The sequence below is a fragment of the Denitrobaculum tricleocarpae genome (assembly GCF_007004665.1).
Classification (GTDB): Bacteria; Pseudomonadota; Alphaproteobacteria; order Kiloniellales; family Kiloniellaceae; genus Denitrobaculum; species Denitrobaculum tricleocarpae.
This window is the reverse complement of the sequence record NZ_ML660065.1, coordinates 1-15346: the sequence shown is the minus strand read 5'-3', so window position 1 is coordinate 15346 and position 15346 is coordinate 1. Positions and strand designations below refer to the sequence as shown.

Sequence of the window (15346 nt, the reverse complement as noted above, 5' to 3'; positions counted from 1 at the left end):
CCTCAATAACACTCTGCGTTCTATTCGGCGATTCCAGGGATCTCATCGCCACCGCCTTTGCGTCCTCTCGACAAATCAGGAAAGCCGGGCAGCTTGCTCCGTGCGCTGTCCGCTTTATCGCTATCGTCCGATGCGAAGCGTGCACGCAGGTTTTCCCGCAGCATCAACGCGCAGGGCGTAAAGAGCAGCGTCAGGACTGTCGCGAAGCTCAGTCCAAACACGATGGCCGACGAGAGTTGCGTCCACCACTGCGTCGATGGTGCGCCGACCTGCACGATACGCGACGCGAAGTCGATGTTCACGGCCAGCACCATCGGCATAAGACCGAGGATCGTCGTGATGGTCGTCAGCAGCACCGGCCGCAAACGCTGGGCGCCCGTCCGCAAGATGGCCTCCCGCACCGGCACACCGGTCTCGCGAATACGATCAAAGGTATCGATCAGCACGATGTTGTTGTTCACGACGATACCTGCGAGGGCAATGACACCAATGCCCGACATCACAATGCCGAACGGCTGACCGGTGAGCAGCAGGCCCATCATCACGCCGATCGTCGACATGATCACGGCCGTCAGGATCAGGAAGGCGCTGTAGAAGCTGTTGAACTGGGTCACCAGAATGATCGCCATCATGAACAACGCGACGATAAAGGCCTTAACAAGAAACTCCTGAGCCTGTTTCTGCTCTTCGTCCTCACCTTTGAAGGTGATCTCGACGCGCGGGTTGATATCGGCCGTCTGCAGCCACTCGCGCACTTCGGTGACCTTGTCATCGGCAAGAACGCCCGGCGCAACGTCGGCCTTGACGGTCATAACCCGGTTGCCATCGGTTCGGCGCAGCAAACCGACCTTGGGTTTGGGCGTACGGGTGACAAAGTTCGAGATCGGGATCAGACCGGCATCCGTCTGAATACGGATATGGTCGAGTTGATCGATGTTGCGGTAAATCCTTGGAAGGCGCACAACGATGTCGATCTCTTCGTTGCTGTCGTCGGGTCGGAATTCGCCCAGCTTAGTGCCGTAGGTGACCATGCGCACGTAGCTGCCGATCAATGTTACGTCCGCGCCGAACCGCGCGGCCTGTGCCCGGTCGACCGCAAGCTGCCATTCGATCCCAGGCACCGGGCGGCCATCTTCGATATCGACAAAATCGCCCATACCGATCATCGCCTCGGCGATCTGACGAGCCACCGGTTCGATCTCGTCAGGGAAAGCGGAGGAGACCTGCACCTGCACCGCTTTGCCGACCGGCGGGCCGGCTTCCTGTTTGCGCGGCTCGACGAAGATGCCGGCCAGAGGCGCGGTCCGCTCACGGATATCCGCAATAACTTCGTCTGCGGGCCGTCGGCTGAACCAGTCGGTAAACTCGAGCTGAATGACCCCGATCAGGTCCTCGGCTTCGTCATCACTTGTTCCGGATGATGCCATGCTTTTGGCAAAGATCGTGTGGAACTCACCGTATTCCTGCTGCAGTCCGATCACCTCGTCTTCCACCTGACGCAGCAGGCTATCGCGCTCCTCAACGGAGAGGTTGCCGCGGCCGTGAATCTGGAGGATGACATTCTCCGGCTCGACGTCCGGGAAAAACTCGACGCCCTTACCATACATTCCGTAGCTGACCTGCGCGGCCACCAGCATGAGGACCGCAATCGTGATGACGATCGCGGGGTGCCGAAGCGCGGTTTGAAGCACGCGCAGGTATGTCCCGGTGAAACCTCTCACGCTGTCCGGCTCGAACACGGCATCGGCGGCGAGGGATTGATCTGCCCTTTCCTCAAGAGGCCGCACGGCGTTCAGGCTGTGGTAGGCCATGCGTCCGAGCTTCAGTCCGAAGTAAAGACCAAGAACGACACCCGGCAGTCCTGCGAGCAGAGAGAATGCCATGGGGGTTGCCGGGCCCAGGCCAATCGCCGAAGTCAAAGCCGGGATACCTTGCGCGAAAATCACGCCGCCGAGCGCCGTCGACAGAATGGGCAGCAGGAAGCGCATGAACCCCGCGAGGTTTGCCCCCAGTGCCGGGATAAAGATCAATGCCATGAACAGGGAGGCGCTGAGGGTCGCGATCAGCGTGATCGGCAGGAACTTCATGAATTCACCGACCACGCCAGGCCAGAACATCAGCGGCAGAAAGGCGGCCAGGGTTGTCGCCGTGGCAGCGATGATGGGCCAGGCCATCCTTTTCGAAGCCAGGGCATAGGCTTCTTTGGGCGTAAAGCCTTCACTCATTTTCCGGTCGGCGAATTCCGTCACCACGATGGCGCCATCGACCAGCATGCCGACAGCCAGGATCAAGCTGAAGAGAACCACCATGTTTACAGTGAAGCCGATGGCATAGAGCACCAGGATGCCGGCCAGGAAGGAACCCGGAATTGCAATGCCGACCAGGCCTGCGGAGCGGAGACCCAAGGCAGCGACGATGACGACCATGACCAGCAGGATCGCACTGATGACGTTGTTCTGCAGATCGAGCAGATTGTTGCGGATGTCGTTGGATTTGTCCTGGCTGAAGGACACCACGACGTCTTCGGGCCAGAATTTCTGTTCGGCTTCCACGACCCTCCGCACGTTTTCAATAGTCTCGATAATGTTTGAACCGGTGCGTTTCGAGACTTCCAGAGCAATGGCCGGGCGTCCGTTGGTGCGGGCGTAGCCGTCGCTGTCTTTAAAGGTCCGGCGTAGAATACCGACGTCACGGAAATGCACGATCGCGTCGCCGTTGACCTTCAGCGGCATGTTCAGAATGTCTTCGGATGTCTCGAACAGACCGGGCACCTTGACGGAAAAGCGGCCCTGACCGGTGTCCACTGATCCGGCTGCGATAACGCGGTTCGAGCGTGACACCAGGTTGATGATATCGGTGACGTTCAGATTATAGCTTTCGAGTGCGAGCGGATCGACGACCAGTTCGACCAGTTCGTCCCGGTCGCCCGCAATCTTCGCCTCCAGAACCGTCCCGATTCCCTCAATCTTGTCCTGAAGGTTGCGTGCGAGCTGCAGCAGAGTCCGTTCCTGGACGTTTCCCGACAGTGAGACAACCAGGACCGGGAAGAGGCTGAGGTTGACCTCGTTAACGCTGGGCTCGTCGGCGTCGTCCGGCAATTCAGGTTTCGCGATATCAACCTTTTCGCGCACATCGGCGATGGCGATGTCGACGTTAAACCCGGCTTCGAACTCGAGCAGAACATTGCCGCCGCCCAGGTAGGCGGTGGAGCGCATTTCCTTGACGCCCTCGACGTCGCGCAGCTCCTGTTCCATCGGTTTGATCAACAGCCGCTCGGCATCCTCTGGCGAGATACCTTCGTGGGATAGGCTGACATAGAGGATCGGAATGTTGATATCCGGTTCCGACTCCTTGGGGATCGTGATGTAGGCATAGGTGCCCGACATCAGGATCAGGACAAGGGACGCAATAACGGTTCGCGCGTGCGTGACGGCTGCCTCGATAATGGCGTTCACGAATTGCTCCCGATCTCTATGGGCTCGAGCGTTTCTTCGTCGATCGGCAAGACCTCCTGCCCATCCGTGACAAACTCCTGTCCAACGGTGATCAGGGTAATCTCTTCGGGCAGACCCGAGAGCCACACGCCGGTCGCGCCGTTGGCAACGATATTCGCCGGAATGAAGGTCACAAGGTTGTCTTCATTGACCACTTTGACGCCGACTTCGCCGCTATCCGTGAGCGAGAGAATGGCAGGGGAGACCAGGTGGGCCGGAATCTCCTGAAGCGGAAGGCGCACGTCGGCCGACAGGCCGTCGGGAATCTTCAGGTCCGGGTTCGGGACTTCGATCTCCACGCGAAAGGTCCGTGTCTGCGGATCGGCCACCGCCGAAACGAAGCGGATTTTGCCTTCGACCTCGTCACCCGTGATCAGGCGGGCATAGCCTGGTTCGCCCACAGAGAGCTGTTTGATCGAGCGTTCGTTGACCTGCGTCACGATCAGGATCGGATCGAGATCGACAACTTTGGTGATGGGATCGCCCTTGTCGATGAAGTCGCCGATCTCGACCATGCGCTCGTCAACGTAACCGTCAAAGGGAGCTCTGATCACGATGTTTTCCAGGGCGACCTTGGCGCGCTGCACGGCGGCGTCTGCGGCTTCCAAGTCGGCTTTGGAGGCGGCCAGCTGCGTTTCCGCCCGGAAGCCTTTCTTGGAGAGTTTACGTGCGGCTTCGTACTCGATCCGGCGCTGTTCGTAGAGCGCGCGTGCTTCGTCGAGCATGGCCGGCCGCTCTTCCGGTGACAGCCGGACCATTACTTCTCCGGACTCGACGCTCCCGCCACGTTGCGCGTTCAGTTCAACGACCCTGCCGAAGGTTTCGGCTTTTACGTTGACTTTCCGAACGGCTTCTGTGCTGCCGCGCAGAACAACATCGACCCTGTAGGGGGTCGCGGCTTGCGTGCGAACGCGCACGGAGGCGACGTTTGTGCTGGCCTCCAGGTTCGCCGGCGGCTTTTGAACTTCGGGGCCGCTATCACCATGTCCGATCTGCCCGGACGCGATCCATCCGACCGCGGCCAAACCCAGAAGACTTGCGATGACGATTGAACGTTTCATCATTGGATCCGTTCTGCTTTTGCTGTGAGGCGCGTTGGCGTCATGAAAATCCTGCTCCTAGGCCGACGCCGTTCGGGCGAGGTAGGAGGTTGTCTGCGGCGCGTTTTCGGCCTGCTCCGCCTCTATCTCGCGAAGCAACTGATCCATATTTGCTTTTAAGTACGAGATTTCGGCCCGGTAGTGCGCGAGTCCAAGTCCGTGGGTGAAACGTTCACCGGCAGGACGGATGGAGAGTTCGCAGTCTTGCATACGCGCCACTACGCCCTCGTACCACGCGATACGCCGCTCCAGGATCGCCCGCAGGAAATCGGCCGGAATCAACTGAGCGAAGAAGGTCATAAAATAAAAATCCGAGTTGACCTTGTCGGGCGAGGGCGGGACGACCAAAGCATCGAACAATGCCGTCCGGCCGCTTTCCGTGATGGAATAGACTTTTTTATCCGGCCGCTTTTCCTGGCTCATCTGGTAGCAGTCGACCAGCTTTTCGGCTGACAGTTTCGCCAGTGCCGGATAGATCGAACCGAAGCTCGCGTCCTGAAAATGGCTGAAGGGGCCTTCTTCGCAGGCCTTCTTGATCTCATAACCGCTCGCGTCGCCACGGCTGAGAACACCAAGACAGAGTGTTTTTACATCCATTCACCTGGTCCTACTGCAATCCGGTTCGGCGTCTCAACTGCGCGTTTCGTCACAGGATAGAGGCCGGGATCTCTATACGTCGGATATATATATTGCAGTTCGATATAGGTCATGCCAGCTTTATGTCCAACCGATATAGGTGTATCTGCTGTGCGCCGAAAGCATAGCTGCAGAAAGAACACAGGATTTTAGAAAAATATTGTTTAAAAACAATTATTTGAGATCTTATTTTTGTTCAGATAAGATTGCAGATCAGATAATTCGCAGGGTCGGTCATGGCGATCAATTTTTCCAACTCGGTTTCTGGATTGCAGGCGCAGAGCAAGCGCCTGGCGGTGTCCGCAAACAACGTAGCGAACGTATCCACGGCAGGGACGCCGGGGGTAACCGAGGGCGAGAACGCTGTTTATAAGCCGCAAGAGGTGATCCAAACCACGACGGCGGGTGGCGGAGTGCGTGCGGAAACGCGCCCGGTCCAACCCGCGTCTGTTTCGGCTTATGCGCCGCAAAATCCTCTTGCGAACGATGAGGGGGTCGTTGATCTGCCGAATGTCTCTCTTGAGGCCGAGTTTACCGACCAGTTACTTGCGAAGCGCGCCTATCAGGCGAATGCATCCGTCATTAAGACGCAGGATGAAATGCTGTCCAGCTTGATGGACATCAAGAGTTAGCGGTTAACGTCGCGCCGGTGGTGGCTGCGCGAGTGCCTGCAAATGACTGGCAAGCTGCGGAATAACCAAAGGCGGGCCACCCGTTGTTAACCCCGTCTCTTAGCAACATCCTAACTTTCTTCATTCATGGTGCATCGTTGGGAACTTGCGTTTTCAGAGAATTGAGGGAATGAGGCTGTGGATAACCAGCATGTCGAGAGTGGGGAGGTCGTGTCCCTCATGAAAGACGATGACAGGAGGCTTTGCAAGCGGGCCTATGTTGTTGTTTCGGGACAGGTGTCTGATCGTTTTCAAAGCGAACAAAAGGTTGATTGTGTCATTCTCAATCTCTCAGCCAGTGGCGCGAAGGTGCGTTTTGACGACCCGCTGATGAGCGATCAGATCAAGAGTATTACCCTGGCCGGCACGGTCGAGTTTGAAGTTGAGGTAGCCTGGACCAGCGGCGTCTTCGCGGGTTTGAAGTTCCTCGACACGCCGGTGAAGGTTGCGAGCGTTCTCGCCGGCGTTTTGCCAGACGGTTGTCTTGAATTTAAAGTTTCCTGACTTTGCGTGTTGGGAATTTCACGTCTGTAAATTCTCTCTGCGCATATTCCGAGCCGTCAGATTCCGAGCCGTCAGATTCCGGGCCGACCAATTCCGAACCGACAAATTCCGAACCCTGTGAACCCTTATCCGACCGGAATTGATTTCACTTCTCGGCGCTCGCGAAAAGGCGATCCTTGCACGAGCGAATCGGCATTTCAAATCTCGCTGAAAAATCGCGTTTGCCTGCAGACTATTCTCACAAACCCGCATTTTTGTAATATCCGCAGAAGATTCTCTGAAAATCAGTTCTTTTTGCGGCGAGTCTGGCAGTTTTTGTTTCATTAGGGTTAAAATCAGGCCATTCATAATACATCTAGGAGGCGCCACGCTGGTCGTTGACCAAAGCATGCCGGCGCGAATGACCGGAGACCATTGATGGCCAGAAAACCTGTTTCTGCAAAACCAAAAACTTCCAGTACAAATTCAACTAAACCAAAGCCCGCCGCTTCAAAGACCACAGCTTCTAAAGCAGCGGCTTCGAAAACCACCGCAGCAACGGCGCCCAAGAAACCTGCGGCCAAAGCCAGAGTCACGGTGACGTCAACACGCGCGAAAACGACAGCCTCGAGAGCTGCACGCCCGGCACGGTCAACGGCAGCCCGTTCTGCCGCGGCAAAAGCGACCGCTTCAAGCCCTGCTAAGCCGGCGGCACGAGCGCGGCCCAAGACGACTTCAGCCGCCAAGCCGAAGTCGACATCCGCGGCAAAGGCGCCGGCGGCCCGGCGGACGACGGCTGCGAGGAAGGCGCCTGCCGCGGCAAGAGCAGCGGCAGCCAAGAAAACAACGTCAGCAGGCAGGGCTGCTCCAGCAAGCAAGGCCCCGGCTCGAAAGGCACCGGTGGCACGCAAAGCTGCAGCGCCGAAAAAAGCACCTGCGGCCCGAAAGACGGCTGCGACAAGAGCGACAGCTGCGTCCAAGGCACCTGCAGCCCGCACGAGAACTACCGCAGCCAGGAAGGCGGCTCCGTCAGCGGCGAAACCGGCAACCGGCGCAGCGAGAAAGGCAAGTCCCGCTAAAACGACGGCAGCAAAGGCCAAGGCGAAACCGGCTGCGACAAAGTCTACTGTGACAAAGTCTACTGCGGCTACGTCCGCCGCGGCGAAAACAAAGGCCGCTCCACCTAAAGCTGTGAAAGCGAAGACAGCAAAACCCAAGGCGACGAAAGCAAAGCCGGCCAAAGCTAAACCCGCGAAGGCTGTTAAGGCTAAAACGGTGAAAGCCAAAGCTGCCAAGCCCAAGCCAACTAAAGCCAAGCCCACTAGAGCCAAGACGGCGAAACCCAAAGCGGCAAAAGCCAAGAGCGGAACGTCAAAGGCGAAGGCCGGTAAAGGCGATTTTTCGGTTTCGCTCAGTGTCACGGACGGCCGGGTCAAATCCGTGATTGCATCTGCTTTCATGAAGCGCGGTCAATAACGTGATGCTTCTAAACCGCGCCGTGCTCTGCGCGGAAGACTCCGCAGCGCGTGTGTCGCAAACTGCGTTATAGAGCGCCCTTCGCATAGTTTTTGCGTTGGTTGTAAGTACGAGGGAACGGGGCCAATCGGCCCCGTTTTCTGTATCTCCAGTCCTTTTTCAACTGCCGCCGGAAGCGCTCGGGAAGAGGCGGCCGGATCAATCGGGAAGCTTTACCTTGCCAAGTTGCTGGGACACATGGAAGCAGTGCCCCTTGTCGCAGTAGCGCACGGCGCCTGTATCGACATTCACAACGTAAGCCACACCGTTGCTCGAGGCGACCGCATATTGGTCGTCCCGCTGCTGCGATTGAGCGGGTTGATCTACGACGACAAACACGCCGAGCAAAAGTAATGCGCAGCCAAAAATGATGCGTTCAATCATATTCAGAACTCCTAATTCCCTGGTTCGAGGGTACTGTTTTCCCGCTCGTTCCCCGAGCGGTACTCGCGCCTCGCGTTGCTGTTGTTAGCGCGGCAAGTGGTGCGGACCGACAGGGAGTTTGCTGGAAGAGCCGGGATCCGGTTCTTCACATGCGCGCTATTGGTCGTTTCCTTGCCTCGCTTCTGCGCTATATTAGCCTTAATCCAGCACGAGGGCCTGTGGAATTTGGCGGCAGGGAGCCGCAGCTGGGTCTAACGGGAAACGAGATAGGAGATCCGGGGTTATGGCAGCGGTAGAAGCGGCGAGCGTTGACAAGGTCGGTTTGGAACTCCAGGCGATCCTCGGTGATAGGGTCAGCCGGTCCCAATCGGTCCGCGACCATCACGGCAAGGATGAGTCCTGGCATCACCCTATCGCGCCGGACATTGTCGTCTTCCCGCATTCGACGGAAGAAGTGGCCGCCATCGTCAAGATCTGTGCGGAGCACGGTACACCGGTCATTCCTTTCGGTGCCGGCACCTCGCTTGAGGGGCATGTCATTGCGGATCGCGGGGGCGTCTGCATCGATCTTATGCAGATGGACCAGGTTCTCGCGGTCAACGCGGAAGACCTGGATTGCCGCGTGCAGCCCGGTGTGACTCGGAAACAGCTCAATAGTTATTTGCGGGACATGGGACTCTTCTTTCCCATCGACCCCGGTGCCAATGCATCGATCGGCGGAATGACGGCGACCCGGGCCAGTGGCACCAACGCGGTGCGCTACGGTACCATGCGCGAAAACGTTCTTGCGCTGACCGTGGTTTTGTCCGACGGACGCATCATCAAAACGTCGCGCCGCGCCCGGAAGTCGGCAGCAGGCTACGACCTGACACGTCTTTTCGTCGGCTCCGAGGGAACGCTGGGTGTGATCACCGAGATTACCTTGAGGCTGTACGGGATCCCGGAGTCCATTACCTCTGCCGTGGTTTCCTTCCCCGATTTGAAGTCGGCTGTGGACTCGGTTATTTCCACCATCCAGATGGGGATACCCATCGCGCGCATCGAGCTGCTCGACAAATTGCAGGTCCAGGCCTGCAACAGCTACTCGGGCCTTGGGCTGGCGGAGCAACCCACTCTCTTCCTTGAATTTCACGGGACGACGGCTGGGGCCGAGGAGCAGGCCAAACTGGTTGGGGAAATCTCGGGTGAATTCGGCGGCAGTGACTTTCAATGGACCGGACAGCTCGAAGAGCGCAACAAGCTCTGGGAAGCGCGGCACAATGCTGCCTACGCGGCGCAGTCCCTGCGCCCGGGTTGCCAGCTCTGGGCAACAGATGTCTGCGTGCCCATTTCACGCCTGGCCGACTGCATTATGGAAACGCAAGCGGACCTCGAGGGCAGCTATCTTCAGGCACCCCTGGTGGGCCACGTCGGCGACGGCAATTTCCACCTCACGCTCCTGATTGATCCGGAGAAGCCGGAAGAGCTGGAAGAGGCGAATCGGATCAACGATCGTTTGGTGATGCGGGCGCTTGCCATGGAGGGGACCTGCACGGGTGAACATGGCATCGGCAGCGGGAAAATGAAGTTCCTGCAGGCGGAGCATGGCGATGCGGTCGCTGCCATGCGCACCCTCAAACTTGCCTTCGACCCGCAGAACATCATGAACCCGGGCAAGATCATTTCTCTATAGAAGCGCAGCGACACGGATTGCCCGGAGAGCCGGGCGGCGTCGCGTATTTTCAAGTCGATGAGGGCTGCTGTCCGGGGAGCGCTGTCCGGGCGGCGGCGAGGATACGCCTGCCGCCCTGAGCCGGGGTTGCTACTTCACATTGAAAATGGCTTGCTGGGATTTTCCTGTGGTGCCGGGAATGCGCAGAATAAAGGTGCCGGGACGGATCGTGACAAAAGAGATTTCTGCCGTGCCTTCGTCATCGAATTCCAGGCTGTCAATGCCCAGCGGGCGTACTTCGATGTCGTTGATGACCACCTCATTCACCCAGACATTCCGGAAAAACTCCGCACCGCTGATGGCGATCTCGGCGGAACCATCCGCGATGATTTCAAGCCGATAGTATTTTCCTGACTCCAGCTCATAAGGCTTTTCAATCATAGGCTTGCCGGAAGCCAATGTGATGGGATCGAGCTCTTGAACGCCGCCGAGCAGACCGGAGAAACCGAGGTCGTGACCGCTTGCGTTCATTGGGGCGAAAGCAAGAGCTCCCAGGACAAGGGCGGAATATAGAGATTTCATCGAGGCGTTCTCCCATCAGGTTGTTGTTTATTCGCGTGTTCGCTATTTCGCTTAACGTACCGGAGGAAGAGTTGCTCTCAAGGCTCCGGCCTTAAACCACTTTAGATGGCCAAGTCTGGAGATGCCCTGGTTGCTTGTCTATTGCCAATAGGTTGTATGAGCCGGGCGTTCGATCGGGTTAAATCAGGCCCAATGACCGGAAACTGCTCTCGCCGCTGCGGGTGACGATCAGGTGATCATGCAGTTCGATGCCCATGCGGCGCGCCGTCTCCCGGATTTCCTTCGTCATATCAATATCGCCCTGTGAGGGCGTGGCATCGCCGGAAGGGTGATTATGGACCAGAATGACGGCGCTAGCAGAGAGCTCAAGGGCGCGTTTGACGACTTCGCGGGGATAGACCGGCGTGTGATCGACGGTCCCGCGTTGCTGCTCTTCATCGGCGATCAGCCGGTTTTTGCGGTCGAGGAACAAAACCCGGAAATGCTCGACCGAGGAACGCCCCATGATGCTCCGGCAATAGCCCACCAACTGGGTCCAGGACTCGATAACCGGTTGTTCCAGGATGTCTGTGCGGGCAAGCCGGGTCGCGGCTTCCCGGATGATCAGAAGCGCCGCCGTCGAAGCATCGCCCATGCCTGGCACTTTCTGAAGATCCCGCGGCGCGGCGGAGAGCACGCCCGCCAGGCTGCCGAACTGCGCGATCAGGGCTTTGGCGAGGGGTTTCACGTCACCGCGCGGCTTGGCGCCGAAGAGAAGGAATTCGATAACTTCGTAGTCGCTGAGGGACCCCGGACCTTGCTCCAGAAGCCTGCGCCGCAGACGTTCGCGGTGGCCGTGAAAATGCGGCTTGGAGTGATTTGCGGGCGCGCTGTGACCGCCCTCCGCCAATTCATCCATCTTCCGCCGACGCCCCCAATCCGATGCTGCCTTTGCCTCTAACGCCTCAGCTCATTCCGGTCGCACCGCCTGGTGTAGCAGAACTGGCTCAATCCACGAAGGGCGGGCAGGTCCAGCCCTTCGGTGACTTGGTGAAAATTTCGTAACCATCCGCCGTGACCCCAAGTGAATGCTCGAACTGGGCGGAGAGAGAGCGGTCATTGGTCACCGCTGTCCAGCCGTCTTTCAGGATCTTCACATCCAGGCGGCCGGCGTTGATCATGGGTTCGATTGTGAAGAACATGCCTTCGCGCAGGCGTGTCCCGGTTCCGGGACGGCCATAATGCAGAACGGATGGCGCTTCGTGAAAAATCCTGCCCAGGCCATGTCCGCAAAAATCCCGTACGACGGAAAAGCGGTTCTTTTCGGCGAAGCTCTGAATGGCAAAACCGATGTCGCCAAGAGTCGCGCCCGGCTTCACGACTTCGATACCACGCATCATGGCTTCGTAGGTGACCTCAACCAGCCGCTTGGCTTTGATGCTTGGTTTACCGACGTAGAACATCCGGCTCGTGTCACCGTGCCATCCGTCCAGGATCACGGTGACGTCGATGTTCAGAGCATCGCCGGTATGCAGCTTTTTATCCGCGCTGGGAATGCCGTGACACACCACGTGATTGACCGACGTACAGATTGACTTCGGAAATCCCCGGTAATTCAGCGGCGCCGGGATCGCCTCGTGGGCGATGATGAAATCATGGCAGAGCCGGTCCAGCTCCTCGGTCGTAACGCCCGGAACCACATGTGGCGTAATAAAATCAAGGGTTTCGGCAGCCAGACGCCCGGCCTTGCGCATACCCTCAAAGCCGGCCGCGTCATGGATTGTGATCCGCCGCTCCTCCGCGCTCATTTGGAGGGCTAGTTCTTCTGATTCTGCTTGGCCGTACTGCATATCTCTCGTCCTGCGGTTTGTTCCCGTGGGGGTGGTGAAACCTCCCGGACCGTCATCTACGTGGTTATTCCCACTTTATATATCCAGAAGTCTTAAACTTCCAGGAAGTGATGGCTTGAGTCAGCGCCTAAGGCGGTAAAATACGCTGAAAACCCCGGAAACTACCGTGGCTGCGCTGCAATGCGGATGTGCGGAGCCACGGGGAAAGCCTCAAATCATTCAAATGTTGATTTCAAGCGCCCGGTTTATCTCAACTGCCTCAGGCGTGACCTTGCAATCGTAGCAGACCGTCTCGACACCCCTGGCAAGAGCCCGTTGGATTGCGGCCTCGTAGTTCGGATCGATGTCGCCGGCCACGCCAAGTCTGCTGCAGTCGCTCCGTTGAACCAGAAAGAACATCACGGCGCGGTAACCCGCCTCAACGGCATCTCCGAGCTCTTCCAGGTGCTTTGCGCCGCGGCTGGTCACGGAGTCCGGAAATTCAGCGAGGTCGGCGCCGCGCTTCAGTGTTACGTTTTTCACCTCGACATAGCAGGGGCGCTTTGCGTTTTCCGGGGAGCTGTCCTCGGCGGCGGAGGACAGCAGAATGTCGATCCTGGAATTCTTGCCGTACCGCACTTCGCGTTTCAGGTCCGGGTAACCAGTCAGTTCGGGGATCGCCCCAGCTGCAATGGCATCGGCGACGATCCCATTGGGCAGGCTGGTGTTAATGCCGACCGGTTCGCCGTCGGCTGACGCGATCTCCCAGGAGAAGCGAAGTTTACGGGCGGGATTGCGAGCGGGCGAAAGCCAGACCTGCGATCCAGGCTCTGCCAGTCCCATCATTGAGCCCGGATTGGCGCAGTGCGCGGTCACAATGTCACCGTCCCGCAGTTCCACGTCCGCCAGAAAACGTTTGTAGCGTTTGATCAGTCGTCCAGGGATGAGCGGATCTGGAAATCTCATGCTTTTTGCCTTTTGTCCGGGTGTTCCCGCGGCGTGACGCTGCGTTTGCCTGTCAATTTTTTTTACGTCGTTGTGCTGTGAAACCTTGGACATAATTCCCTTATCTTTCCGTTGTTTAACGCGTGGATTGTAAGGGAGAGGGAGTCTTAAGTTTTGTGAGATATGTGTGCTGCTTCTTGCTTCAGGATCGTGAAGCGACCAATTTACCTGTTATCGCGCCTGCATCCACCCGATTCGCCGACAATCTTTAGTTCCGAGAGAGTTCCAACATGGCACGGACCACCCCAATTCATCAAATTGTGCCGGCATTGCTTGTGCTTGCTGTCGGGCTTACGGCGTGCTCGTCTTTCCAGGAGCAAGAGTACCAACGCCAGCCCGCGGCCAGCAGCACGCTGGTGACGCCACCTGCGCCGACCGAGCCGGGCAAGCCCGTTGAAGTGCCGCCGACCACGGGTACCTATCCTTACGGGACTGCTAGTGAAACGCCCGCAGAGGGGGCAGCCGATCAGGACGAAGCCTTTGTGCGTGGGCCGGACGGCTCTCTTTGGAAAGGCGCTGCCCAGCACGCTGAGGCGCACAATGCGGATATCGAATCCTGTTATCGCTATGCGGCGGCGCAAACAGAAAATGATGCCCGGATTGAACAGGATCGCCGCGCCGTCTACGGCGATGGCTTCAGCGACACACAGAGTGTAGGTCTGCTGAGCTCCAAGCTGCGCAGTTATGATCACGAATCGCGGCGCCGTTCCTTGTTTTCGAGCTGCATGCGCTCCAAAGGTTACGCCGCGCGCTGAATTCTTCTGGAATTCCGGTGCTTGAGGAGGTTTGCTTTGTCTCGCGCCTTTGCGTGGGCATGGCGTCCTCGTCCGTCAGCCTTTAACATGCACTCACAACATTTTGGCTGAGACGGGCAGATTTCGTTCCGTCTCGTCGACCCGCCCGGACACACATCGGAAGACTGTTATGCCCTCAGAGTCTTATCATCCCGCTTCTGTTCCCTCCAGCGCGTCTGTTCCCTCAAGTGATTCTGGGCCGGCCGGCGAAAAACAGGTCGTGACCGCCTGCCTGATGATTATCGGCAATGAAATCCTGTCGGGGCGGACCAAGGACGCCAATCTCGCTTTCCTGGGCGAGCAGCTCAACGAAATCGGCGTGCGTCTGATGGAGGCCCGCGTTGTCCCAGATATAGAGGCCGTGATCGTCGACACCCTGAACGAGGTGCGGCAGAGGTTTGATTACGTCTTCACCACCGGTGGGATCGGACCGACCCATGACGATATTACCTCCGCCTGTGTTGCCAAGGCCTTTGGCGTCGAGTGGTCATTGCACCCGGAAGCGCATGCACTTCTCAAAGCGCACTATGCCGAGGGAGATCTCAACGAGGCCCGGCTGCGCATGGCTCATACACCCGAGGGCGCGTCCCTGATCGAAAACCCGATCAGCAAGGCGCCGGGCTTCCGCATGGGGAATGTCTTTGTCATGGCCGGAATCCCGCGGGTGATGCAGGCCATGTTCGAGAGTCTCAAATCCAACCTCTCGGGCGGCGCACCGGTGCGCAGCGTGACCCTTGCGGTGGCGCTGCCGGAAGGCGCCATTGCAAAGGGGTTAGGTGAGGCGCAGGACCGCTTTCCAGGCGTCGAAATGGGCAGCTATCCCTATCGTAACGGCGATCGTTTCGGGGTCCGCCTGGTCTTGCGCTCGACCGACGAAGCAGACCTGGAAGCGGCCGTGGAAGCGGTTGCGGGAAAGGTCCGGGACCTGGGCGACGAGCCTGTTCGCGAGCCGTAATGCGTCTTAGAGCAGATCCGGTTTAGATGGAATCGCCTTCGGCGATCCGTCGTACCGGTGAATCTGCTCTCACTATACGATTTAGAGCGGGTTCACATATTTTAGCGAAAACACAGAGTGTTTCCGTTAAAATATGGCGCGCTCTAGGGTCGGGACTCAATTGATCCACCAAGTGATGGAAGCGGCGAGGCATATGGCCGCGAGGAAGGTGTCGGCACGCTTGTCGTAGCGGGTCGCTATCCTCCTGAAATCCTTGAGCCTGCAGAAC

At 58.1% G+C, this 15346-nt stretch carries 14 protein-coding genes and 1 pseudogene; 5 read left to right on the top strand and 10 right to left on the bottom strand.

Annotated elements, in window-relative coordinates; genetic code table 11:
- Positions 1 to 20: 20 nt before the first annotated feature.
- From FKG95_RS30275 to FKG95_RS26735, 3 genes are read right to left on the bottom strand one after another with little or no spacing between them, the layout of a single operon-like run.
- On the bottom strand, positions 21 to 3455 hold the full coding sequence (locus tag FKG95_RS30275; protein WP_142899529.1) for an efflux RND transporter permease subunit: 3435 nt from the start codon (positions 3453 to 3455) through the stop codon (positions 21 to 23).
- Positions 3452 to 4558, bottom strand: coding sequence for an efflux RND transporter periplasmic adaptor subunit (locus FKG95_RS26740; protein WP_142899528.1), 1107 nt, complete (start codon positions 4556 to 4558; stop codon positions 3452 to 3454). Before FKG95_RS26740 ends, FKG95_RS30275 begins: the two co-directional genes overlap by 4 nt.
- A 54-nt stretch (positions 4559 to 4612) precedes the next feature.
- A complete protein-coding gene (locus FKG95_RS26735; RefSeq protein WP_142899527.1) occupies positions 4613 to 5191 on the bottom strand; it encodes a PadR family transcriptional regulator in 579 nt (192 codons plus the stop codon).
- 275 nt (positions 5192 to 5466) lie between these two features.
- On the opposite strand from FKG95_RS26735, the gene FKG95_RS26730 reads away from it, so the two are divergent.
- Together FKG95_RS26730 and FKG95_RS26725 are read left to right on the top strand one after the other, a co-directional pair.
- Positions 5467 to 5862 (top strand): flagellar basal body rod protein FlgC, encoded by a 396-nt coding sequence (locus tag FKG95_RS26730; RefSeq protein ID WP_142899526.1) that lies wholly within the window; start codon positions 5467 to 5469, stop codon positions 5860 to 5862.
- 219 nt (positions 5863 to 6081) lie between these two features.
- Positions 6082 to 6405: a PilZ domain-containing protein gene (locus tag FKG95_RS26725; RefSeq protein ID WP_142899525.1), complete on the top strand. Its 324-nt coding sequence runs from the start codon at positions 6082 to 6084 to the stop codon at positions 6403 to 6405.
- Between the two features lie 344 nt (positions 6406 to 6749).
- Here FKG95_RS26725 and FKG95_RS26720 read toward each other — a convergent pair whose 3' ends face one another.
- A complete protein-coding gene (locus FKG95_RS26720) occupies positions 6750 to 7844 on the bottom strand; it encodes a hypothetical protein (protein ID WP_142899524.1) in 1095 nt (364 codons plus the stop codon).
- Between the two features lie 214 nt (positions 7845 to 8058).
- Complete coding sequence (locus FKG95_RS26715; RefSeq protein WP_142899523.1) at positions 8059 to 8283, bottom strand: hypothetical protein; 225 nt, start codon at positions 8281 to 8283, stop codon at positions 8059 to 8061.
- A gap of 283 nt (positions 8284 to 8566) precedes the next feature.
- Between FKG95_RS26715 and FKG95_RS26710 the strand changes: the two genes are divergently transcribed.
- Entirely contained in the window at positions 8567 to 9955 is a 1389-nt protein-coding gene (locus FKG95_RS26710; protein ID WP_142899522.1) for an FAD-linked oxidase C-terminal domain-containing protein, read from the top strand.
- 129 nt (positions 9956 to 10084) lie between these two features.
- On the opposite strand, the gene FKG95_RS26705 is transcribed toward FKG95_RS26710, so the two are convergent.
- The 4 genes from FKG95_RS26705 to sfsA all read right to left on the bottom strand — a co-directional run bounded on the left by FKG95_RS26705 (position 10085) and on the right by sfsA (position 13290).
- Positions 10085 to 10516 (bottom strand): cupredoxin domain-containing protein, encoded by a 432-nt coding sequence (locus FKG95_RS26705; protein WP_142899521.1) that lies wholly within the window; start codon positions 10514 to 10516, stop codon positions 10085 to 10087.
- 178 nt (positions 10517 to 10694) lie between these two features.
- Positions 10695 to 11414, bottom strand: coding sequence for a RadC family protein (gene radC, locus FKG95_RS26700; RefSeq protein ID WP_142899520.1), 720 nt, complete (start codon positions 11412 to 11414; stop codon positions 10695 to 10697).
- 88 nt (positions 11415 to 11502) lie between these two features.
- Positions 11503 to 12303, bottom strand: a complete 801-nt coding sequence (map, locus tag FKG95_RS26695; protein ID WP_142899519.1) for a type I methionyl aminopeptidase — start codon at positions 12301 to 12303, stop codon at positions 11503 to 11505.
- A gap of 261 nt (positions 12304 to 12564) precedes the next feature.
- On the bottom strand, positions 12565 to 13290 hold the full coding sequence (gene sfsA / locus FKG95_RS26690; RefSeq protein WP_142899518.1) for a DNA/RNA nuclease SfsA: 726 nt from the start codon (positions 13288 to 13290) through the stop codon (positions 12565 to 12567).
- A gap of 269 nt (positions 13291 to 13559) precedes the next feature.
- Here sfsA and FKG95_RS26685 point away from each other — a divergent pair, with 269 nt between their 5' ends.
- Positions 13560 to 14084 carry a hypothetical protein gene (locus FKG95_RS26685; protein WP_142899517.1) on the top strand — a complete coding sequence of 175 codons (525 nt, stop codon included), beginning with the start codon at positions 13560 to 13562 and terminating at the stop codon, positions 14082 to 14084.
- Between the two features lie 169 nt (positions 14085 to 14253).
- Positions 14254 to 15078, top strand: coding sequence for a competence/damage-inducible protein A (locus tag FKG95_RS26680; RefSeq protein WP_142899516.1), 825 nt, complete (start codon positions 14254 to 14256; stop codon positions 15076 to 15078).
- A gap of 156 nt (positions 15079 to 15234) precedes the next feature.
- Here the strand turns inward: FKG95_RS26680 and FKG95_RS26675 are convergent.
- Positions 15235 to 15346 (bottom strand): annotated as a pseudogene (locus FKG95_RS26675) (IS5/IS1182 family transposase); the annotation flags it as partial.